The sequence below is a fragment of the Trueperaceae bacterium genome, assembly GCA_036381035.1.
Classification (GTDB): domain Bacteria; phylum Deinococcota; class Deinococci; order Deinococcales; family Trueperaceae; genus DASRWD01.
Window position 1 is genome coordinate 14936 of the sequence record DASVDQ010000108.1, and the last position, 20977, is coordinate 35912.

The 20977-nt window shown below is 74.3% G+C and carries 20 protein-coding genes; 9 read left to right on the top strand and 11 right to left on the bottom strand.

The features are described from left to right. The first annotated feature begins 5 nt into the window (after nt 1-5). Together VF202_12810 and VF202_12815 are read left to right on the top strand one after the other, a co-directional pair. A complete protein-coding gene (locus VF202_12810) occupies nt 6-929 on the top strand; it encodes a hypothetical protein (protein HEX7040995.1) in 924 nt (307 codons plus the stop codon). Beyond that, nucleotides 926-1906 carry a hypothetical protein gene (locus VF202_12815; protein HEX7040996.1) on the top strand — a complete coding sequence of 327 codons (981 nt, stop codon included), beginning with the start codon at nt 926-928 and terminating at the stop codon, nt 1904-1906. The genes VF202_12810 and VF202_12815 overlap by 4 nt, the downstream gene beginning before the upstream one ends. Here VF202_12815 and VF202_12820 read toward each other — a convergent pair. From VF202_12820 to VF202_12830, 3 genes are all read right to left on the bottom strand, one after another. Next, nucleotides 1839-2993 (bottom strand): VLRF1 family aeRF1-type release factor, encoded by a 1155-nt coding sequence (locus VF202_12820; protein ID HEX7040997.1) that lies wholly within the window; start codon nt 2991-2993, stop codon nt 1839-1841. The genes VF202_12815 and VF202_12820 overlap by 68 nt on opposite strands. Before the next feature lie 226 nt (nt 2994-3219). Then, the gene (locus tag VF202_12825) at nt 3220-3456 is read right to left on the bottom strand and encodes a ferredoxin (protein ID HEX7040998.1); all 237 of its coding nucleotides are present in this window, start codon (nt 3454-3456) and stop codon (nt 3220-3222) included. 594 nt (nt 3457-4050) lie between these two features. Beyond that, on the bottom strand, nt 4051-6159 hold the full coding sequence (locus VF202_12830) for a sodium-translocating pyrophosphatase (protein HEX7040999.1): 2109 nt from the start codon (nt 6157-6159) through the stop codon (nt 4051-4053). Between the two features lie 306 nt (nt 6160-6465). Between VF202_12830 and pgm the strand changes: the two genes are divergently transcribed. Both pgm and VF202_12840 read left to right on the top strand, forming a co-directional pair. Next, the gene (gene pgm, locus VF202_12835; protein HEX7041000.1) at nt 6466-8199 is read left to right on the top strand and encodes a phosphoglucomutase (alpha-D-glucose-1,6-bisphosphate-dependent); all 1734 of its coding nucleotides are present in this window, start codon (nt 6466-6468) and stop codon (nt 8197-8199) included. 41 nt (nt 8200-8240) lie between these two features. Next, nucleotides 8241-9008 carry a hypothetical protein gene (locus VF202_12840; GenBank protein HEX7041001.1) on the top strand — a complete coding sequence of 256 codons (768 nt, stop codon included), beginning with the start codon at nt 8241-8243 and terminating at the stop codon, nt 9006-9008. On the opposite strand, the gene VF202_12845 is transcribed toward VF202_12840, so the two are convergent. Further along, nucleotides 8965-9801 carry a universal stress protein gene (locus tag VF202_12845; protein HEX7041002.1) on the bottom strand — a complete coding sequence of 279 codons (837 nt, stop codon included), beginning with the start codon at nt 9799-9801 and terminating at the stop codon, nt 8965-8967. The genes VF202_12840 and VF202_12845 overlap by 44 nt on opposite strands. 143 nt (nt 9802-9944) lie before the next feature. Between VF202_12845 and VF202_12850 the strand changes: the two genes are divergently transcribed. Further along, a complete protein-coding gene (locus VF202_12850) occupies nt 9945-10391 on the top strand; it encodes a universal stress protein (GenBank protein HEX7041003.1) in 447 nt (148 codons plus the stop codon). A gap of 27 nt (nt 10392-10418) precedes the next feature. On the opposite strand, the gene VF202_12855 is transcribed toward VF202_12850, so the two are convergent. Then, on the bottom strand, nt 10419-11933 hold the full coding sequence (locus tag VF202_12855; protein HEX7041004.1) for a SulP family inorganic anion transporter: 1515 nt from the start codon (nt 11931-11933) through the stop codon (nt 10419-10421). A 214-nt stretch (nt 11934-12147) separates the two neighbouring features. On the opposite strand from VF202_12855, the gene VF202_12860 reads away from it, so the two are divergent. After that, nucleotides 12148-12927 carry an NTP transferase domain-containing protein gene (locus tag VF202_12860; protein HEX7041005.1) on the top strand — a complete coding sequence of 260 codons (780 nt, stop codon included), beginning with the start codon at nt 12148-12150 and terminating at the stop codon, nt 12925-12927. A 10-nt stretch (nt 12928-12937) separates the two neighbouring features. Further along, nucleotides 12938-13897, top strand: a complete 960-nt coding sequence (locus VF202_12865; protein ID HEX7041006.1) for a hypothetical protein — start codon at nt 12938-12940, stop codon at nt 13895-13897. Between the two features lie 5 nt (nt 13898-13902). Here the strand turns inward: VF202_12865 and VF202_12870 are convergent, their stop codons facing one another. The 4 genes from VF202_12870 to VF202_12885 all read right to left on the bottom strand — a co-directional run bounded on the left by VF202_12870 (nt 13903) and on the right by VF202_12885 (nt 17753). Further along, on the bottom strand, nt 13903-15945 hold the full coding sequence (locus tag VF202_12870; GenBank protein HEX7041007.1) for a hypothetical protein: 2043 nt from the start codon (nt 15943-15945) through the stop codon (nt 13903-13905). After that, nucleotides 15942-16598 carry a dienelactone hydrolase family protein gene (locus VF202_12875; protein HEX7041008.1) on the bottom strand — a complete coding sequence of 219 codons (657 nt, stop codon included), beginning with the start codon at nt 16596-16598 and terminating at the stop codon, nt 15942-15944. Before VF202_12875 ends, VF202_12870 begins: the two co-directional genes overlap by 4 nt. Nucleotides 16599-16711: 113 nt before the next feature. Beyond that, the gene (locus tag VF202_12880) at nt 16712-17161 is read right to left on the bottom strand and encodes a YetF domain-containing protein (GenBank protein ID HEX7041009.1); all 450 of its coding nucleotides are present in this window, start codon (nt 17159-17161) and stop codon (nt 16712-16714) included. Nucleotides 17162-17171: 10 nt separating this feature from the next. Continuing rightward, a complete protein-coding gene (locus VF202_12885; GenBank protein HEX7041010.1) occupies nt 17172-17753 on the bottom strand; it encodes a hypothetical protein in 582 nt (193 codons plus the stop codon). Between the two features lie 129 nt (nt 17754-17882). On the opposite strand from VF202_12885, the gene VF202_12890 reads away from it, so the two are divergent. After that, nucleotides 17883-18464 carry an SRPBCC family protein gene (locus VF202_12890; protein HEX7041011.1) on the top strand — a complete coding sequence of 194 codons (582 nt, stop codon included), beginning with the start codon at nt 17883-17885 and terminating at the stop codon, nt 18462-18464. A 153-nt stretch (nt 18465-18617) separates the two neighbouring features. After that, a complete protein-coding gene (locus VF202_12895) occupies nt 18618-19820 on the top strand; it encodes an FAD-dependent oxidoreductase (protein ID HEX7041012.1) in 1203 nt (400 codons plus the stop codon). Between the two features lie 11 nt (nt 19821-19831). Here VF202_12895 and VF202_12900 read toward each other — a convergent pair whose 3' ends face one another. Together VF202_12900 and VF202_12905 are read right to left on the bottom strand one after the other, a co-directional pair. Further along, the gene (locus tag VF202_12900; GenBank protein HEX7041013.1) at nt 19832-20287 is read right to left on the bottom strand and encodes a DinB family protein; all 456 of its coding nucleotides are present in this window, start codon (nt 20285-20287) and stop codon (nt 19832-19834) included. 108 nt (nt 20288-20395) lie between these two features. Further along, complete coding sequence (locus VF202_12905; protein HEX7041014.1) at nt 20396-20896, bottom strand: hypothetical protein; 501 nt, start codon at nt 20894-20896, stop codon at nt 20396-20398. Nucleotides 20897-20977: the final 81 nt, after the last annotated feature.

The following is a 20977-nucleotide window of genomic DNA, read 5'->3' on the forward strand; positions in this document are numbered from 1 at the left end:
CCGCCATGACCGACCTGCTGCGCCGTCCGGCGCGCGCGATGGCGGCGGTCGGCCTACTCCTCTGCTACCTCACAGCCACCGCCCAGGAGAGCCCGGCGATACCCGCCGGCACGCTGCGGGTGCTCGACTGCGGCGTGGCGGAGAGCCTGCCCGTACCGCCCGCGGAGGCGCGGGAGGGCGGGTTCGCCTTCCTGTTCGAGTCGCTGGGCGGCACCGCCGTGGACGGGCGCGCCTGCACCGTGTACAGGCTGCGCAACCTGCCCGGCAGCCCCCCGACGCCCGTGCGCTGGGTGGCCGGCTCCGAGGTGCTCGTCGACGTGGCGCGCCTGGCGCGCTGCTCCTCCGACGCCGAGTGCGCCTGGCTCGAGGTGGCGCGCTACTTCGACGGCGGCTACGTGGGCGGCGACACCGAGATAGGCTACGGCCTCAACGCCGACTCGTTCCGGCACACCAGCCCCGGCCTCGTGGCCCTCAGCTTCCCCGACGTGGGAGCCGCGGCCAGCAGCGTCGGCACCGAGCTGGTGGGCACGGTCCTCGACTCGCGGGACCGGCCGGTGGTGCTCGACCTCGTCGTGAAGTCGCGCCTCGTGCGCGACGAGGACGGGCTGGTCCTCGTCTACGAGGCGACGGCCGACGACCCGTCGCAGCTCGACGGGAGCCGCTTCGTGCTGGCCTGGGAGGCGTTCGACCTGATGCCGGGCCTCGCCGACGGGGAGCAGAGCGGCGTGGGCGAGGGCCCGTTCCGCGCCCTCACCAGCGGTGGCGTGGTGCCCGTCACGCACGCGGAGCCCGGCGCGGTGAGCGTGAGGGTGCCGGCCGGCGCGGCGGTCTTCCGCGACCGCCTCGCTCTCGCCGTCCGCGAGCCGGGCGTGGACGGCGAGGTCCTACTCACCGTGGTGCTGCCGGCCTTCCTGCCGGGGAGACGATGACCTCACCTGGCTCCGACGGCCGACGCGGCCGCCCCCGGGCCATCCGGCTCGTCGGGGCGGGCAACAAGGCGTACGCCTGGCTGAAGGAGGCCACCCGCTTCTACAGCACGGCGGTCACCATCGCCCAGCTCCTGCCGGCGGTAGTCGCGCTGCTGGCCGTGTTCCTCTCGCCCACGGCGTGGCTGTCGGCCACGCTGAGGCGCTGGGTGGGTCTCGGCGCGCTCGCCGGGTTCCTCGTCGGCATGCTGCTGTTCGCGCGAGCCGCCGCGCCGCGGGTCCTGCTCCGCCGGCCGGAGGAGGGTCAGAGGCGCAGCGCCCGCCTGGTCAGGCAGGCGTGGTGGGGCCTCGGCGTCGGCGTCGCCGCGGCCGCGGCCTTCCGCCTGCACCTCGCCGTCGTCGACGTCGGCTTCGTCAGCTCCGTGCCGTTCCTCACGCCGGTCCTCGACCTCTACCTGGGCGGCGGGCCGGGCGCCGCGACCCTCTACAACGCCCTGGCCGCGGCGCTGGCCGGCGTCGCCCTGGCCGGCGTCGTGGCCGGAGCGCCGGCGGCGCTGCTGAACTGGCGCGAGGTCCGGCGCGCCCGGCGGGAGCTGCTCGAGGAGGGCGGCGCGCTGGCCGTCCTCGAGGCGGCGCTGAGGTCCCTCGAGGCCGCCAAGACCGCCGTGGAGGCGGCCAAGGCGCAGGTAGCGGACATGGCCGTGGAGCTCGCGGAGCTCCGCGCCGGGACCACGCGCGGCGAGCCCTCCGCTGAGGAGACGGCGGCCCGCGTGCGAGCGGTCGCAGCGCCGCGCGCTGCGGAGCCGGCCGCGCCGCGAGCCGAGGAGCCGGCCGGCCGCCGAGAGGACGAGCCCGGTGCGGCCCGCGGCTCGGGCGCCCAGCCGCCCCGCGACGAGCAGCCAGCCGCGGACGCTACCAGCGCAGGAGGCCGGCCAGGCCGCCGAGCTCCTCGCGCAGCCGCCGGTCGGGCTCACCGCTGACGAAGCGCAGGTCCATGCCGTAGGTCTCGGCGAGCTGCGGGAGGGCGTCGGCCAGGGGCACCCGCTCCGGTCCCTCGCCGACGCACTCGGCCGCGGCACGCTCCTGGCTGGCGAAGACGCGCCCCGTGTCCGGGCAGCGCCAGACCTCCTGGTAGGGGACGTCCGGCACGATCAGCAGGTGGACGCGGTTCTCGTTCACGGCCTCGAGCGTGGCGTCGGCGCCGAGGACGCCGGACTCCTCCGCCCGCGCCAGGTCCGCGGACGCCTCGGCCTCCTCCGCCTCGCGGACCGCCGCGAGGAACTGCGCGTGGAGCGAGCCGGCCGAGGCGGCGGGGTTCGCCGGCAGCGGCATCCGCCCCTTCACCAGCGCCGCGGTCGCCGGGTCGAGCTCGGCCTCGAACGCCGCGACGTCCGGCGCCGTGCCGGAAAGGATCACGCGGCTGGCGCCGTGCTTGTCGACGAGCCTCTTGAGGTCGCCGGCGACGCGCTTGTAGAGCCGGGCGATCCAGTTCTCGGTGCGCTCCTCGTAGGCGTCCTTCGGGGAGCCGCCGCGCTGGGTCTCGCCGGGCCGCGTCGAGCCCGTGCCCTCGTCGGTGCGCCAGAAGGTCTCGTCCCAGTCCTGCTGGACCTTCTCCAGCTCGATGATGCTGCCGGGGTCGACGAGGAACTGCCTGATGCGGTCGCCGACGATCTGCAGCACGAGGCTGGGGCGTCGGCGCAGGGCGGTGAGCTGGATGGGCGCGAGGAACGGCGCGCCGAGACGCGCCAGCGCGCCGTCGTGGCCGGTGACGGAGCGCAGCGTGTGCTCGATGGGGACCGTGTGGAACAGCTCGTCGTCGTCCGGGTGGGCGAAGACCGCCAGCGTCCGCGCTTCGGGGAAGACCTGGCCGCGGAGGCGCTCGGCGATGCGGCGCGCGCTGCCGTTCGGGAGGCCGAGCGCCTCCATGGCCGCCCGCGCCCGGAGCACCCACGCCTTGCGCTGGTTGTCGACCGAGGCCGGGTTCACGTCGAGGTAGAGGCTGACGACGCGGTCCCCGTAGGGGGCGAGGACCTCTGAGAGTGACTGGATCCGCTCGGTAGCCAGCATGGGACCTCCTCGTGGCCGAAGGGTCTATGACCGCCAAGCTATGCAGTCGCGCGATGAGAAGACGTGCCGCGCGAGACGTGCGCGGCGACCCCGCGCGACGACGCGAGCCGCGCCCGCGACGAGGGCCCCTGGCGCGCCGCGGCGGCCACGCGGAGGCCGGCAGCGGCGACGCGAAGGCCCGCCCGCTCCCGCGCGGGCGGGGCGAGGCGGGCCTAGCGGCGCGAGTTCAGAGGCCCGAGAGGCGGGCGTTCTTCTCGATGTAGGGCTCCCACTCGGCAGGCACGTCGATCTCGGGGAAGATCGCGTCGACGGGGCAGGCGGGCACGCACGCCCCGCAGTCGATGCACTCCTCGGGGTGGATGTAGAACTGGTCCTCCGCCTCGTAGATGCACTCGACGGGACAGACGTCGACGCAGGAGGCGTCCTTCGTGCCGATGCAGGGCTCGGCGATGACGTAAGCCATTGGTTCCTCTCCATGCACCGCGCCCGCGGTCCGTGGGCGGCGGCTCCAAGGAGAGTCTGACAGTTGCCGAACGTGCGGGGCAAGGCGTCGTGCGCCATAGGGGTCATCGGCCCAGGGGTGTCGGCGCCAGACGAGGAACGACCCCAGCCGCCTTTTCCTGCTCCTTCGGTGCCCTCGTACCGGCCGCCTGGGCCGCGGGCTACGCGGTCGAGCCTCTAGTGGGACTGGGGTTCGCCCTCTATAGAAGTGGTCTGTTCTTCGATAACAGAACCTCCTTCGCCTCGGATGCTAGGCCATGCCGGCCGGACCGAGTATGGACGCAGGTCGCAATGCCCGGTCGGCGCCGGCGCTAACATGGTGGTTTAGGGTCAATAACGGTCATACCGCTGTCCCTAACTCGGGGCCGCACGGCCTTACGCCGCGAAAACGCGCCGACCGCTGGTGAGAACCGGGGTTCCTCGTCGCCCGGAGTGGCCCGTCGTGCGCCCGCGCCTCGGGTCGCGGGCGCGCTGGCCGGACCGAGCTCGCGGGCCGGACCAAGGGAACCGGCGGGGCGCGCTGCCCCGCCGGTTCCCGGCCACCTCGTGCCGGCCGTCAGAGCAGCCAGCCGCCCGAGAGGGCGATGACGCCCGCGAAGATCAGCGCGACGGTGTTGATGACCTTGATCAGCGGGTTGATCGAGGGCCCGGCCGTGTCCTTGTACGGGTCGCCGACGGTGTCGCCCACGACGGCCGCGGCATGGGCATCCGAGCCCTTGCCGCCGTGGTTGCCGTCCTCGATGAACTTCTTGGCGTTGTCCCAGGCGCCGCCGCCGTTCGACATCGTCAGGGCCATCATCAGGCCGGAGGCGATCACGCCGATCAGCAGCCCGCCCAGCGCCAGCGGGCCCCACAGGAAGCCGACGATCAGCGGCGCGGCCACGGCCATCACGCCGGGCAGCGCCATCTCGCGCAGCGCGGCGCGCGTGACGATGTCCACGGCCTTGCCGTAGTCGGGCTTGGCGGTGCCCTCCATGATCCCCTTGATCTCGCGGAACTGCCGCCTCACCTCCTCGATGACCGAGCCGGCGGCCTTGCCCACCGACTCCATCAGGAACGAGGAGAACAGGAACGGCAGCATGGCGCCCACCAGGAGCCCGACGAGGACGATCGGGTCGTTGAGGCGGAACGCGCCCTCGGCGAACCTGAGGTCGTCGACGAGCTTCAGGCGCTCGGCGAAGTCCGCGAACAGGACCAGCGCGGCCAGCGCCGCCGAGCCGATCGCGTAGCCCTTCGTGACGGCCTTCGTGGTGTTGCCCACGGCGTCGAGGGCGTCGGTGTTCGCGCGCACCGAGTCGTCGAGCTCGGCCATCTCGGCGATGCCGCCGGCGTTGTCGGTGATGGGCCCGTAGGTGTCCATCGCCACGACCATGCCCGTGACGGACAGCATGGCCACGGCCGCGACGGCGATGCCGTAGAGGCCGGCCAGCTGGAAGGCGCCGAACATGGCCAGCACCAGCACGAGGGTGGGGAGCGCCGCCGACTGCATGCCCACGGCGAGGCCCGAGATGATGTTCGTCGCCGAGCCGGTCACGGAGGCCGCGGCGATGCGCCGCACCGGGCGGAAGCGCGTGGCCGTGTAGTACTCGGTGATGTACATGATCAGCAGCACGACCGCGATGCCGATGAGGCTGGCGAGGAAGAGGCCGAACCAGGTGACGTCGCGGCCGAGCAGCGCGGGCAGGTCGACGCCGCGGAAGAGGCCCCAGCTCGCCAGCAGGAAGCCCACGACGGAGAGGGCCGCGCTGGCGTAGACGCCCCGGTAGAGGGCGCCCATGATGTTGCCGTCGGGCCCGAGCCTCACGAACTGCGTGCCGATCACGCTGGCCACGATCGCGATGGCGCCCAGGAGCAGCGGGAACGTCACGAGGCTCGTCACCGTGCCGGTGCCGGGCAGGAGGAAGCCGAGGAACACGGCGCCGATCGCCGTGACCGCGTAGGTCTCGAAGAGGTCGGCGCCCATGCCGGCGCAGTCGCCCACGTTGTCGCCGACGTTGTCGGCGATGACGGCCGGGTTGCGCGGGTCGTCCTCGGGGATGCCGGCCTCGACCTTGCCGACGAGGTCGGCGCCGACGTCGGCGGCCTTCGTGTAGATGCCGCCGCCCACGCGGGCGAAGAGGCTGATGAGGGAGGCGCCGAACGCGAAGCCCACGAGGGGCTCGACCGGGTTCTCGAGCCCGAGCGCGACCGTGAACAGCCAGAAGAAACCGGCCACGCCGAGGAGCGCGAGGCCGGCTACGGCCAGTCCGGCGACCGCGCCGCCGTCGAACGCGATCTTCAGCGCTCCCGTCAGGCCCTCACGGGCGGCCTGGGCGACGCGCACGTTCGCGCGCACCGCGACGTTCATGCCGACGTAGCCGCTGATGCCGGAGAACAGCGCCCCCACGAGGAAGCCGACAGTGGTCCACCACCAGACGGTGCGGTCGTGGCCGGGCTCCGCTGTGAGCGCGACGACGGCGAAGACGGCCGCGATCACCACGGCTACGACGGCGATGGTGCGGTACTGGCGGTTCATGTACGCCGCCGCGCCCTGCCGCACGGCGTCCGAGATCGAGACCATGCGCTCCGTCCCGGTCGGCGCCGCCATGATGCTCCGCGCCAGCAGGCCGGCCGCGACGAGCGCGGCGATCGCTGCCAGCGGTACGAGGGTGATCAACAGGTCCATCGTTCCTCCACTGTGTGGCGGTGGTGGCCGCCCCCAGCACGGGGCGCGGCCGCAGCACCTCGTGCCACGACCGCAGTCGCCCATCCAGCGCCGGGGCCGGAGAAGCAACAGGGAGTGTACCACCCGCGCCGCGTCGCCCGCCCGCCGGCCACCGGCCGGTCGCGCCCCCGCCCACCGGCGACCCTTGGCCCGACGGATCTCCCGGCCTCGCGGGCCACCCCCGAGCGCGCCCACCGGGCCCCGCGCTGGTCGGGGCGACTCACGGACGAGTTGTAACGTGGTCATGGCATACGGAGGTACGCACAGGTGAGCACCCACCCCCTGGCCGGCAAGCCGGCGCCACGCAGCCTCCTCGTCGACGTCCCCCGCCTCGTGGCCTCCTACTACGCGCTCAGGCCCGACCCCGGGCAGCGGGCCGAGAGGGTGTCCTTCGGCACCTCGGGGCACCGCGGCACGTCGCTGAACGCCTCTTTCAACGAGGACCACATCGCGGCGATCTGCCAGGCCGTCGCCGACCACAGGGCGGCGCGCGGCGTCACCGGGCCGTTGTTCCTCGGGGCCGACACGCACGCGCTCTCCGAGCCGGCGCTGCTCACCGCCGTCGAGGTACTGGCCGCGAACGGGGTGCGCGTCGTCGTCTCGGGCGCGTCCGCCGCGCCCGAGGCCGCACGCGGCTGGCGGTCGACGCGCGCCGGTGCGCTGCCGGCGCTCCTGCCGGTCCCCACGCCCGTGGTCTCGCACGCCGTCGTGAGCCACAACGCCGGCCGGCGCGGCAGCCCCCAGCGCGAGGGGCGCGCCGACGGCATCGTGATCACGCCCTCGCACAACCCGCCCGAGGACGGGGGGTTCAAGTACAACCCGCCCCACGGCGGACCCGCCGACACCGACGAGACCGACGCGATCCAGGCGGCGGCCAACAGGCACCTCGAGGAGGGGCTGAGGGGCGTGCGTCGCCTGGGCGCGCGCCGCGCCTTCGCCGGCGGGTCGGTCGAGGCGCGCGACCTCGTGAGCCCCTACGTCGAGGACCTCGCCGCCGCCGTCGACCTGGAGCGCGTGGCGGCGGCCGGCGTGAGGGTCGGCGCCGACCCCTTGGGCGGCGCGGCCCTGCCCTACCTGGCCCCCCTGGCCGAGCGCTACGGCCTCGACCTCGAGGTGATCTCGGACGTCGTCGACCCGGCGTTCTCCTTCATGCGCGTCGATCACGACGGCAAGGTCCGCATGGACTGCTCGTCCCCGCACGCGATGGCCGGGCTGGTGGCCGCCAAGGACCGCTACGACGTCGCCTTCGGCAACGACCCCGACGCCGACCGCCACGGCGTCGTCACGCGGGCGGGCGGCCTGCTGAACCCCAACCACTACCTGTGCGTGGCGGCCGAGTACCTCTTCGCGCACCGACCCGGCTGGCCGGCGTCCGCGGGGCTGGGCAAGACCGTCGTGACGACGGCGCTGCTCGACAGGGTCGCGTCCGCGGCCGGGCGAGGGGTGACGGAGGTGCCCGTGGGCTTCAAGTGGTTCGTGCCGGGTCTGCGGGACGGCAGCCTGGGGTTGGCGGGCGAGGAGAGCGCCGGCGCCACGCTGCTGCGGCGCGACGGCGCCGCGTGGACCACGGACAAGGACGGGATCGTGATGGGACTGCTCGCCGCCGAGATCGCCGCCGTCACGGGGCGCGACCCCGCCGAGCTGTACGGCGACCTCACGGCGCGGCTGGGCGAGCCGGCCTACGCCAGGGTCGACGCGCCCGCGGACGCCGCCCAGCGCGACGTCCTCAAGCGCCTGCGGCCAGAGGACGTGAAGGCGACGACGCTGGCGGGCGAGAGGGTCGTGGCCGTGATGGACTCCGCCCCGGCCAACGGCGCGCCGCTCGGCGGCATCAAGGTCGTGGTGGAGAGCGGCTGGTTCGCCGCGCGTCCCTCCGGCACGGAGGACGTCTACAAGGTCTACGCCGAGAGCTTCGCCGGCCCCGACCACCTGCGGAGGCTGCAGGACGAGGCGCTGGAGCTGGTGGCGGCGGCGTTCGACGCCGCTGGGGTGGCGTCGTGAGGCGGGAGCCGGCGGCCCCCGTCGGCCCTCCCCAGCGGGCTTTGGGTCCGACGGTCCTGGGGCCGGTGCTGATCGGCGTGGGCGCGCTGTTCCTCGTCGACAGGCTCGCCTGGGCCCTCGGCCTGCGAAGCGTGCTGTGGGCCCTCCTCTTCGGGTTGGGGGCGGCCCTGTTCCTGGTCCTCTACGCGCGCGACCGCGGTCGGTGGTGGGCGCTGTACCCGGGCTTCGGGCTGGCGGCGCTGGCCGCGGCGGTCGTGGCCGGCAACGTCGGCGGCGGGCTGCTGCTCGGGATCGCCGGCGCCGTCTGCGTCGTCCTCGCCCTGCGTGGCGGCGGCGGCCGCTGGCTGTTCCTCGCCGGCGGCGCCCTCGTCAGCCTGGGCCTGATGTCGCTGCTCGAGGGGGCGTTCCCGCGGCTCGACAACGGCTGGGTGCTCTTCGCCGGCCTGGCCGCCACGGTGTTCGTCCTGTACCGGCGCTCGACCGACGCCCCCGCCTGGGGCCTCTACATCGCCGTCGCGCTGGCCGCCCTGGCGCTGGTCGCCCTGTTCACGGTCAGCCTGATCGAGACGCTCATCGCCGTGGCGCTCGTCGCCAGCGGCACCGCCATGGTGTGGCTGGGCCGTCCCCCAGCGGCCGCCTCAGCGCCGCCCGCACCGCCCGAGGCGCGCCCCGCGGCCCCTCCCGCGCCGACGCCGCCGCCCACGAACGCACCGGCCGCGCCGCCCGAGGCGGCCTCCGGGGCGGCCGAGAACGTGGAGGGCGGGGTCAGTCGACCTCGGTGGGCACGGCTAGTACGGGGACGGCGCTAGAGCGGATCAGCGCGTCGACGCGGCTGCCCAGCAGCAGGCCTACGGCGCCGCGCTGCTGCTTCAGGCCGATCACGATGAGGTCGGCGCCCACCTCCTGGGCGGCCGCCGGCAGCTCCTCGGCCGGGTCGCCGTAGCGGATCGCGTGGCGCTCGAAGCCGTCGCCGAGGAGGTTGAGGGCGTCGGTGACGGTGCTCATGTAGGTCGGGTCGTCGCGGAAGCGCGGGTCGTCGACGACGTGGCAGAGCACCAGCCTCACGCCGTGCTGCCCGAGGCCCTTCGCCGCCTCCACGGCGCCGTGCGCGGCCTCGCTGAAGTCGGTGGCCACCAGCGCGCGCCTGACGCTCGTCACCTGGCACTCCTCGCGCACCGTGATCACGGGCACGCGCGTGCGCCTCACGAACCGGCCCGCGACGCCGCCGAGGAAGTACCTGTCGATCCGGTTCGAGCCGTGGGCGCCCATCACGACCAGGTCGAAGTCGCCCTGCATCTCCAGGAGCTCCTGGAGCGGCTCGCCCCAGCGCAGCTCGTACGTGCCGTCGGGGCTGGCGAGGCTGCGCAGCATGTCGTTGAGGCGCCTCACCTCCTCCTGGCGCGCCTCCTCGAGCCGGCGCTCGAGCTCGGGGTTGACGCTGTCGAGGTGCGGCCGCAGCCTCACGAGGCCGAGCGTCTCCTCGAAGCGCGTCTGCACGTGCACGACGTGCAGCGTGCCGCCGAGGCGCTCCTTGAGGTCGCGCGCCACGGTCAGGGCCTTCTCGGCGGTGCGCGAGAAGTCGGTCGGGTGAAGGATGCGCATGCGGGCCTCCAGCGGCGCGGTCCGCAGCGGTCCCGCGCTCCCGTCGCCGGCGGCGGGCCGGCCGTGACTCATGATAGGGGAGCGGGGAGGGACGGCAGTCCCGTGCCTCGCGCGTACGATGGAGGCGAGGAGAGGAGCCCAACGTGTTCGAGAGCATCCTGATCCCGACGGACGGCAGCAGCACCTCCGACAAGGCCATCGAGAAGGGCCTCGAGCTCGCGCGGCTCGCCAACGCCCGCGTCACGTTCCTCCACGTCCTCGAGAACCCGCTCGTCAGCGGCTACGCCACGCCGGAGGCGATGCCCTACGCGGCGCAGCTCTACCAGGACCTGCGGACGAGCGGCGAGCAGATCCTCGGCGAGGCGCTGGCGAAGGCCGAGGCCCAGGGCGTGCCCGCCACCACCCGCCTGGTCGAGGACACCGACCCGGTCAAGGCCATCGTCGAGGCCAGCAAGGAGCACGACGCCGTCGTGATGGGCACCCACGGGCGCCGCGGGTTCAACCGCTGGATGTTCGGCTCGGTGGCCGAGGGCGCCCTGCGCCGCGCCGACAAGCCCTTCCTCATGGTCAGGGGCCCGGAGGAGGACTAGGCGCCGCCGGCCCCTCTACCGGACCGCTCACCCCCGCCTGATGCGGCCCATGATCATCTCGCCGCGTCCGTGCAGGCCGGTGATCGAGACGTCGAGCCCCTGGTCGGCCAGGCGCTGCTCGGCGTCGTAGAGGAGCATCAGCGCCGAGAAGTCGACCCTGCCGAGGCGGCTGGTGTCTAGCACCACCCTCTCCACCCCCGTCAGGTCCTCCTCGAGGCGCTGCAACGCGCGCTCCAGCGCCCGCAGGGAGCCGAACCACAGCACGCCGTCGAACCTGATCGTGACGGTGCCCGCCTCGCGCTCGACGGTCACGCCGAGCTGCGCCTCGCGGTAGAGGTGCGTGAACACCGCCAGGGAGATGCCGAGCACCACCGCGTAGTCGATGCGCGGCGTCATGACGAGGGTCAGCGCGAACGTCACCAGCGCCGTCGTGGCCTGCATCTTCGCGTAGCGCCACAGCTTGAACAGCGCCCCGAGCTGCAGCAGCGAGACCGCGGAGACGACGACGATGGCCGCCAGCACCGCGCGCGGCAGCCCCTCCAGGACGGCCGAGAAGGGCAGGAAGGCCAGCACGGCCAGGCCGGCGACGGCGCCGGACAGACGCGTGCGGGCGCCGGCCTGGCGGTTGAGGGCCGAGCGCGCGAAGCTGCCGCCCACGGGCATGCCGTGCATGAGCCCCGAGGCGAGGTTGGCCGCGCCCTGGGCGATGAGCTCCCTGTCCGAGTCCCAGGGGTGGCTGCGCGAGGCGAAGGTGCGCGCGATCGCGGCCGGCTCGGCGAAGCCGACGACGGCGATCACGGCGGCGCCCAGGGCGAGGGAGCCCGCCTGGCCCCAGGGCAGGGCCAGGGACGGCGCCGACAGCGCCGTGGGCATCGGCCCCACGACGGGCGTCACGGTGCCGAACGCGGCCGTGGCGGCCAGCCCGAGCAGGACGGCGATGAGCACGCCGGGGATCAGCGGCGACACGCGCCGCAGGCCGCGGACGAGCGCGAAGGTGAGGACGGCGAGGGCGATCGCGAACACGTTGTACCGGGACGGGTCGCTGACGGCGCGCCAGGCCGCCTCCCACACGCCCAGGCCGGCGGAGCCCCGCCCCAGGAGCGCGGGCACCTGCGAGACGATGATGATCACGGCCGCGCCGCTGGTGAACCCGCGCAGCACCGGCAGGCTCATGAAGTAGGCCAGGGAGCCGAACCGCGCGAGGCCTATGGCCACGCGGATCGCGCCGACCATCAGGGCCAGCAGGGCCGCGGCCTGCACGTAGCCGGGGCTGCCGGGCGCGAACGTGCCGGCGAGGACGCCCAGCGTCATCAGCGAGGTGAGGGCCGTGGGGCCCGTCTGGAGGTAGGGGCTCGAGCCCAGCAGCGCCGACGCCAGCGGCGGGAAGATCGCCGCCATGATGCCTACGCTGGGAGGGAGGCCGGCGAGCGCGGCGTAGGCGAGCGCCTGCGGGACCAGCACGAGCGCCACGGTCACGCCGGCGACGACGTCGTCGAACGGCGGGCGCGCCGTCTTGGTCTGCGGTCTCCCGGTCGCCGTCAAGCCCTGCTCGTCTCCCCGCGCTGCCGGTGGCGTGGGAGTGACGGGACGAAAGCGCATACGGGCATGCTGAGGCGACCTCCTGGGGCGGCCCGCGAGGACCGCCGCGACGTTCTCGACGGAACCAGACTCTATCGCTTCCCGCTGGTTCCGGCTGGGGCCGTCGCCTCACCCGAGGAGCGTCTGCGGGCCGCGGCGCGGGTGATACCTTGCCCTGGTGGACCTCGTCTGCCTCGCCGCCGGGCACGGCACGCGCCTGGGAAGGCTCGGCACCTACCTCCAGAAGTGCATGTACCCCGTCGGCCTCAGGCCGTTCCTGGAGCACACCCTCGCGCAGCTCGCGGCGAGCGGCGTGGCCGTGCCGGGGCGGGACCGCGTCGCGCTCGTCGTGGGCCACCACGAGGAGCAGGTGCGCTCCTACTTCGGCGGCGGGTTCGAGGGCCTCGAGATCGTCTACGTCAGGCAGGCGGAGCGTCGCGGCACCGGTCACGCCCTCGGCCTGGCCCGGGACGCCCTCGGACTCGCGCGGGACGCGGGCGAGCCCGCCCGCGACGCGCTCGCGCCGGGGCGGGGCGTGATCGCCTGGCAGGCCGACCTGTTCGTGACCGCGCCGATGTTCCGCGCCGTCGCGGAGCATCCCGCGCCGAACGTCGTCACGCTCGGCCCGGGGCACGAGGGCGAGCCGGCGGCGATAAGAGCCACGGTCGCAGGCGACCGCGTCACGCGCGTGTGGGAGGGCGTGGGGCCCCTCTACGACGTGGGCCTGTGGAGGCTCGCGCCCGAGGTGCTGGCGCGCATCGACGAGGTCGCGGCGCCGGGCGGCGAGGTGCGCGTGCTGCCGAACCTGCAGCGCGCCATCGACCGCGGCGCCGCGTGCGGCTGGGTCCGCGCCGAGGAGTGGGTCCACCTGGGCGGCACCCTGCCCAGCCCCGAGGAGAACGTCAGGAACGTGGTGCGGCGGGTCCTCGAGCAAGACGCGTCCGCGCGTCCGGCGTGAGGGCGAGGCCGTGGTGAGGACCTTCACGCCCCTGCGCGTGCCGTTCGCCGGCGGGCTCACCGACCTCAAGGAGTACGCCGAGCGCTTCGGCGGCGTGACGGTGAGCGCCACCATCGACCGCGGCGCCAAGGTGACCGCGCGCCCCGCGGCGGGCGGACGCTGGCGCGTCGCCTGGGGCGGGAGCGTCCACGAGGCGCGGGACCCGCGTGAACTGGCCGTCGACCTCGTGCGCGAGTCGGCGCTGCAGGTGGGGTACGACGGACCGCCGCTCGAGCTGGACGTCGAGGTCGAGGCCCGCGACCACGGCGGCCTGGGGGCGTCCGGCGCCGTCACCGTGGGCGTGGTGCACGCGCTCCGCGCGGTCATGGGGCAGAGCTGCGGCGTCGAGCGCATCGCCGCCGACGCCGCCCACGTGGAGGTGGAGCGCCTCGGCGGCGCGTCCGGCTACCACGACCCCCACGTCTGCGCCAGGGGCGGCCTGCTGCACATCGAGTACCGCGGCGCTCACGTCACCGCGCGTCGCCTGGAGCCGCCGCCGGGGTTCCTGGAGCGCTTCGAGGCCTCGCTGCTCTTCTTCGAGACCGGCCGGGCTGCCAGCACGAAGGCCAGCCTGCAGCGTCTCGCCGACGGCATCGAGGACGCCCTCGACGTGCTGCACGAGATCAAGGCGCTCGGCGCGGCCACGGCGGCGGCGTTCGAGCGCGGCGACCTGCCGTCCGTGGCCCGTGCGATCGGCGAGCAGCAGCGGCTGAAGCAGCTCCTGCCCGGCGCCTTCGTCGACGACCTCGTCACCGCCGTGGGCGACGCCGTGACGGCCCTGGGCGCGAGCGTGCAGTTCCCCGGCGGGAAGGTGGGGGCCTACGCCGTCGTCTGCTGCCCCGACGGTCAGCAGGACGCGGTCAGGCAGGCCCTGCGCGGGCTGCGCGAGGTGCGCTTCGCGCTCGGCGCGCAGGGCACGCGGCTCATCTAGGTCCCTCAGCCGCCCAGACCGGAGATCAGGTCCTGCAGCCGGCGCTCCGTGTCCCGCAGCCGCTGCCTGAGCTCGGCGAGCTCCGTCTCGAGCCCGTCGAGCTCGTCCTCCTGCGCCTCGAGGTCGGCGACGTAGCGCCGGTAGAGGCTCGAGTCCCTGTCGAGGCCCTGCATGTTCGCGCGCACGCGCTCCTGGTCCGCGGTGATGTCGGCGACCCTGTCCTGGCGCGCCTGCACGTCGGCGCGCAGCTGCGCGGCCTCCCGCTGCAGCGCCATGACGTCCTCGAGGACGGCGCGGGTCTCGTCGTCGAGGTCGAGGTCCTCGAGGTAGACGGCGATGACGTCGGGGGCGAGGTCGGCGAGCGACAGGGTGCGGCGGGTCACGCGCTCGAGCACGACCTCGAGCTCGCACGCCTCCGCATCTTCCGTCGGCGGGCAGCGGAGCTGCACGGGCACGCCCTCCGGCGCGGCGGAGCCGTCCGTGGCGTTGAGCACGACGCCGAAGCGCAGCGCGTCGGGCGTGAGCAGCGGCGCCGGCCGCGGCGAGACGACCTCGTAGCCCTCGAGGCGCGGCAGGTCGACGAGCACGAGCCGCTCGTCCCCCGTGCGCGGCGTGAGGCGGACGGTCTGCCTGACGCGCTGCCTGGTCTCGGTCTCGAGGAGCCCGCGCACGAGCCGGGCGGCCACGACGCGCTCCGGCTCGCTGCCGCCCTCGACCTCGCCCGCGACCTCGAGGTCGACGGCGTAGGCGAGCACGCGGGAGTCGCCGGGCACGAGGTCGGCGAGGAGCGCGTTGCCGGCGAAGCCGTTGGCGTCGTAGACCGTCACGGTCCCGGCGGCGAGGTGCAGGCCGGTGTCGTTGACGAGCCTCACGGCCGCCAGCGGGTTGCCCTCGTGCACGCGCGGGTCGAAGTGCGAGAGCCGCGCGGCTTGGACCGTCGTCTGCACGATCGGCACCATCACCGACTGGTGGCGCCCCACGCTCACCGGCGTGTCCACGTGGTACGCGAACGTGGCGCCGCTGCGCGCGCCCGTGGCCATGGCCGCGACGCCGGCGGCGAGGTCGGCGGCCTCCGACGCCTCGGCCTGGGGGGCGAACGCGGGCGGGGGGACGGCGGCGCGTCCCAGCACGCCCTCGTCGGCCCGCGGGGTCAGCGCGGCGGCCGTGGGCGGCTCGACGCGGGCGCGCTCGGCGTAGACGGGGTCGTAGAGGGAGGTGACGAACGCCGCCGGCTGCCCGGCGACGAAGGAGACGCGCACGTCCTCGAGGTCGAGGTCGGTGGGGTTGTCGAAGATCGCCCAGCCCTGCAGGGTGGCCGTGCCGTCGTCGCCGACGACGAGCCGGTAGGTGCTCTTCCACACCGGCATCTCGCGCACGTACCCCACCCGCACACGCCGCTCGCCCTCGCCCGAGAACTCGAGCCGCAGCGTTGTGGCCTCGGCCGCGCGGTACCTGGCGACGGCCGCGAGCGCCTCCTCCAGCTCGGACTGCAGCTCGGGGTCCTCGAGCCTCACGCTGGTGACCTGCGCGAGGTCCACGCGGGTGAGGCCGCTCGCGGTGGCGAGGGTGACGAACGTGCGCGGCGCCTCCTCGGGGGCCTCGACGCGCTCGACCGAGACGATCGCGCCGCTCACGGGGCGGGACGCCTCGAGGTGCACGACCTCGCCGCGCAGCTGCGCGAGGATCTCCGCCAGCGTGGGCGCGCCGGAGAGGTCTATCGAGTAGCCGGCCAGGATGCGGGACAGGGGGTCGCGGGAGTCGTAGGTGACGGGCTCGACCGTGCCGCCGCCCAGGTCCTGGAGGACCAGCGACTGCAGCATGTCGTCCATCTCCGACGGCGGCACGCTCAGCTCGAACGCCTGGTCGCCGACCACCGTGCCTTCGTGCTCGAAGTAGGCGACGCCGCTGGTGAACAGGACCACGCGGGTGACAGGCAGCTCGGCTTCGGCGGGCATGGGCCCTCCTCTCGGCTCGCCTTGGCCCAGCGCCGCCGGGGCGGCCAGCGCGAGGGCCAACGCGAGCGAGGCGGTGCGCGCGGTTCGTCTCATGCGCCCGATGTTAGGTCATCGAGCAGCCCCTGCCACCAGGCGACCTCGTCCTGGTTCACGCTGTGCGCGAAGCCGGGGTAGATGCGCTCCTCGACGTCCGCGCCGAGCTCCCGGTACAGCGCGGCGGACTCGTGCACGCGCTCGACCGGGATGTAGGGGTCGACGTCGCTGCAGCCGAAGAACGCCGGCGTGCCGGCGAGCGTCGCGGCGTAGCGGGCGCGCTCGACCACGTCGCCGATGACCCCGCCGGAGAGGGCGACGACGCCCCCGAACCTGCCGCCCTGCCTGGCCGCGTACTCCGACGCCAGGCAGGCGCCCTGCGAGAAGCCGAGCAGCACGACCCTCTCCCGCGGCACGCCCGCCGCGGTGGCGGCGCGCACGCAGGCGTCGACGGCCTCCAGCGCCGAGGAGAGCCAGGGCTCGTTCTGCTCGGGCGGCGCGAGGAACGTGTGCGGGTACCAGACGTTGAAGCGCGCCTCGGGGGCGAGGAAGGCCACCCCGGGCGCGTCCACGACGGTGGCGAGCCCGAGGATGCCGTGGGCGGAGTCGCCGCGCCCGTGCACCAGCACGGTGACGGCGCGGGCGCCCTCCAGTGGCGCCCCCGCCCGCGCCTTGACCTCGGGGGCGTGGAGCTGATCGCCGGAGATGGTCATGGCAGGAGCGTATCGCCGTGGCGCGCCACCGGCCGGTCGTCCGTGGGCGCGCCGGGCGGCGCTCCACCGTTCCGTCACCGGCGCCCCCCCGCGGTCCGCTCGCGCGACCGCCCCTACTTCGCCGACTCCTTGGGGATGATCGCGATCTTGCCGTCCGACTGCAGGATCGCCCACTTCACCTGGTCGAGCGTCTCGAGGCCGGACTCGTGCGCCACCTGCAGGATCTCGTCGGGCGACACGCGCTCCTTGTCGAGGCTCGAGGCGAAGAGGTTGCCGTCGAAGAGCAGGACGGTGGCGCGCGGGTTCACCGCCAGCTCCGCCCTGCGGTTCACGTGGGTGAGCATCGACGTCAGCACGACGAGGAGCATGATCGTGCTCACGGCGACCAGGGCGTTCGTCAGCGAGAAGTCCTCCTTGAGGATGCCCTGCGTGACGATGTCGGGGATCAGCATCAGCATCACGAACTCCATGGGGGAGAGGTCCCCGAACTCCCTCTTGCCCAGGAGCCTCAGCGCGAACAGGACGAACAGGTAGACGACGACCACACGGATCACGCTGTCCACTGGAGCCTCCTCACGGCCACACGAACGTGCCGAACGCGAGCGCGCCCGCGGCGGTCTCGGCGCCGGCCTCGTCGAGCACGCGCCAGGCCAAGGTCGCCCCGTGGCCCCAGTAGGCGTTCGCCTGCATCTCGCCCCAGACGTTCCTCGTCTCGCCGGGCGCCAGGTCGGTCAGCGCGAAGACGTATTCCTCGGCCTCGATCTCGTCCGGTCCCGGCGTGAAGGCGACGTCCGAGAAGGCCGCCACGTACTCCCGCGTCAGCCGCAGCTCCACGGTCGGCAGCACGGCCCCCGACGTGTTCGACACGAACAGGTAGAGAGGCTGCCTGACCTTGTGCCTTTGGACGGACGGGTACTCGACCCTCACGGCGACGGGGCCGCTCCCGCCCTCCGCCGTCCCGCGCCCCAGGCCGAACAGCCCGAAGAACGACAGCACCGGCATGAGGCCCACCATGGCCAGACCGGCGGCCTGGGTGGCGGTGAGCCGGATGCGCCTCTCGACCCGGGGCGGCTCCGGCAGCCGCGGCGGGTCCTCGTACGTGGGGCGCACGCCGGCCGACTCGATGGGGACGGTGCCGTCCTCGTTCGACGCCACGGCGCACCTCCTCCCGTCCTCTCTCAGCGGTGCTGCTCGCCAGTCTATGCCGCCGTGCCGCCGCTCTCAGCGCAGGCTGACGATTCCCATCTCCCCGCTCCTTAGCATCGCCGCCGAGAGGAGGCCGTCATGGCTTCGTTCGACGAGTCGATAGACGTGAGCGTGCCGGTCAGAGAGGCCTACGCTCTGTTCAGGCAGTTCGAGCGCTTCCCCGCCTTCATGGAGGGCGTCGAGGAGGTGCGCCGCGAGGGCGTGGACCGCCTCTACTGGCGGGCGAACGTCGCCGGGCGCGAGGAGGAGTGGGAGGCCCGCGTCGTGGCCGACGAGCCGGACACGCGCATCGCGTGGGAGAGCGTGGTCGGCGCCAGGAACGCCGGCGAGGTGCGCTTCGACAAGCTCGAGGAGGAGACCACCCGCGTCCACCTGCACGTCGAGTACGACCCCGAGGGCTTCGTCGAGAACATCGGCACGGCGCTCGGCCTGGTGAACGGGCGGATGCGCGGCGACCTCAGACGCTTCAAGGAGATGGCCGAGAGCGGCGCCATCGAGTCGGGCTGGCACGACCCGGCGCACCGGTCCGCCGCCGCGGCCGAGCGCGACCGCGTGCTGGGCGAGGCGGAGCGTTCGACGGACAGGCTGGGGCCCGCCACGACCGTCAAGACCGAGACGGACCGCATCGAGCCGGCGGGCGAGGACAGGGACAGGTACTGATCACGGTCTGAGCGCGTGCCAGGGGCCGAGGGCCCGGCTCCGCCGTCGCCGGCACGGTCGCCGCGGCGGCGCCGGCTGCCTCGGCCCCCACGGCGAGCGCCACCCGCCGCCGACGACGGGCGGCACCCGCCGCCTACGTGCTAAACCTTTCCCGTGCCGCGTCATGACGTGATCGTCGTAGGCGGCGGGTTCGCCGGCGCCTCCCTGGCGTTGGCGCTGGCCCGCGGCGGCGTGCGCGTGCTGGTGCTGGAGCGCGAGCGGGAGTTCCGCGACCGCGTCAGGGGCGAGCTCGTCTACCCCTGGGGCGTCGCCGACGGGCGACGCCTGGGCCTCCTGGAGCACGTGGCGAGCGCCGTCACCGAGGTGACCACGTGGTCGACGACCATCGCCCCGCTCCCCGAGCGCCGGCGGGACGTCCTGGCCGCGCCCGCCGGCGAGCCCGTCATCACGTTCCACCACCCCGAGGTGCAGGAGCTGCTGCTCTCCGCCGCCGCGGACGCGGGGGCGGAGGTCGTGCGCGACGCCGCCGTCACCGGCGTGCTGCCTGGGGAGCATCCGGCGGTCGTGGCGCGGGAGGGTCGTGGCCGCCGTGAGCGGCGGCACGAGGCGAGGCTCGTCGTGGGCGCCGACGGGCGCGAGTCGGTCGTGCGGCGCGCGGCCGGCTTCGTGGAGGAGCGGGAGCCCGAGGCCCTCGTGCTGGCCGGCGCGCTGCTGGAGGGGTCCGGGGTCCCGAACGACGCGGCCCACGTGTTCATGCGCCCGGAGGGCGGGGAGCTGGGCATGGCGGTGCCGGTGGGTCGCGGGCACCACCGGGTCTACGCGGGCTACCACGTGTCCGGCGGCCGGCGGCTCCTCAGCGGCAGCTCCGCCCTGGAGCCGTTCGTCGCGACGGCCGTGGCCGCGGGCGCGCCCGCCGACTGGTTCGAGGGCGCGCGGCTCATCGGGCCGCTCGCCGAGTTCTCGGGGGCCGACTCCTGGGCGCCGCTGCCCTACAGGGACGGCGTGACCCTGGTCGGCGACGCCGCCGCGACCAGCGACCCGAACTGGGGCTGCGGCCTCGCACTCGCCTGGCGCGACGTGAGGACCCTCGCCGAGGCACTCCTGGCGGACGGCGACCCCGGCGCCGCCGCCCGCGACTACGCGACCCGGCACGACGACTACTACGGCTCGCTGCGGCGCATCACCGGCTGGCTCACCGCCGTGTTCAGGACGCCGGGGCCGGAGGCGGACGCCCTGCGCGAGCGCGTGTTCCCCCTCATCGTCGCCGACCCGACCCGCGCGCCCGACGTGGTGGGCCTCGGCCCCGACGGGCCCAGCGACGAGCGGGCACGGCGGCGCTTCTTCGGGGAAGAGTAGGTCGCCTGGCCCTAGTCCCCAGCCCGCTCCCGCACGACGCGCGCGGTGACGAGGAGCTGGCCGCAGTGACGCTGGGCGTGCTCCGCGGCGTGGAAGAGCAGCCCGACCACGGTCGACGGCAGCTTCTTCGCCCCCACGGGCCTGTGGTCGTAGATCGTCGCGGGGTCGGTGGCCCTGAGCTGGTCGAGGGCGCGGTCCACGGACGCGTCGACGGCCCGCACCAGCTCGGCGGTCGTCACGCCCGCCGGCTGGCCGTGGGCTCGCTCGATCTCCACCGCCCGGCGCATCTCCTCGGTCACGGTGCCGAGGCGCGCCTGACCGAACAGCCTGTCGATGACCCCGGCGATGTGCTTCAGGTGGAAGCCCACGGGCGCCAGCCCCGCGACCCCCTCCCAGAGCAGGGCGTCGGGGAGGCCGGCCGTGAACGCGGCGACCTCCTCGCGCGTCTGTATGAGCGCGTGGGCCACGGGCTGTAGCTCGCGCGGGACCCCCTCGACCGGACCTCTCAGCCAAGGATGCGGTTGCTGCTCCGCCATCTGTTCACCTCGCCGCCTCCTGGCGGCGAGGCCACCGTATCAGGTGTCGGAGTCCTCGGGCGGCTCCCCTAGACGGTCGGCGACGTCCTCCAGGGCCTCGAGGATCTCCCGCGCCTCGTCGGACCCGTCCTCCTCGGCCCACTCCTCGACCTCGACGAGCAGCTCGTCGACGCGGCGGGCGATCTCGTCGCGCCGCGCCATCGCCTCGTAGACGCCGCGCATGTGGGGGCCGAACGTGACGCTGCCGGAGGGGTCCAGGTCGTCGTCGTCAGACAGCCGCTGCATCCCCACGTCCGAGCGGGGCGACGCCAGGTTGCTCATGTCCTCGTTCGGCGAGTCGGGCAGGTCGTCGGGCGTGAGGCCGACGGGGCCGTCGGTCGCCTCGTCCGCGTCGGGGCCCACGGGGTCGACGGCGTCGACGCTCGTCTCCTCGAGCAGGTCCTCCTCGAGCTCCTCGCTGAGGTCGTCGTCGAAGCGCTCCTCGTCGGGCGGGCTCCCGGCCCGAGGGGCGCGGCGGTCGCGCGCGGCGGTGTCGTTCATGGCGGCCTCCCTCCGTGCCGGCACGCTAGGAGGCGGCGCGTGAGGGTAGGCCACTCGCGCGTGAGAACGAGGCCGCGCCGC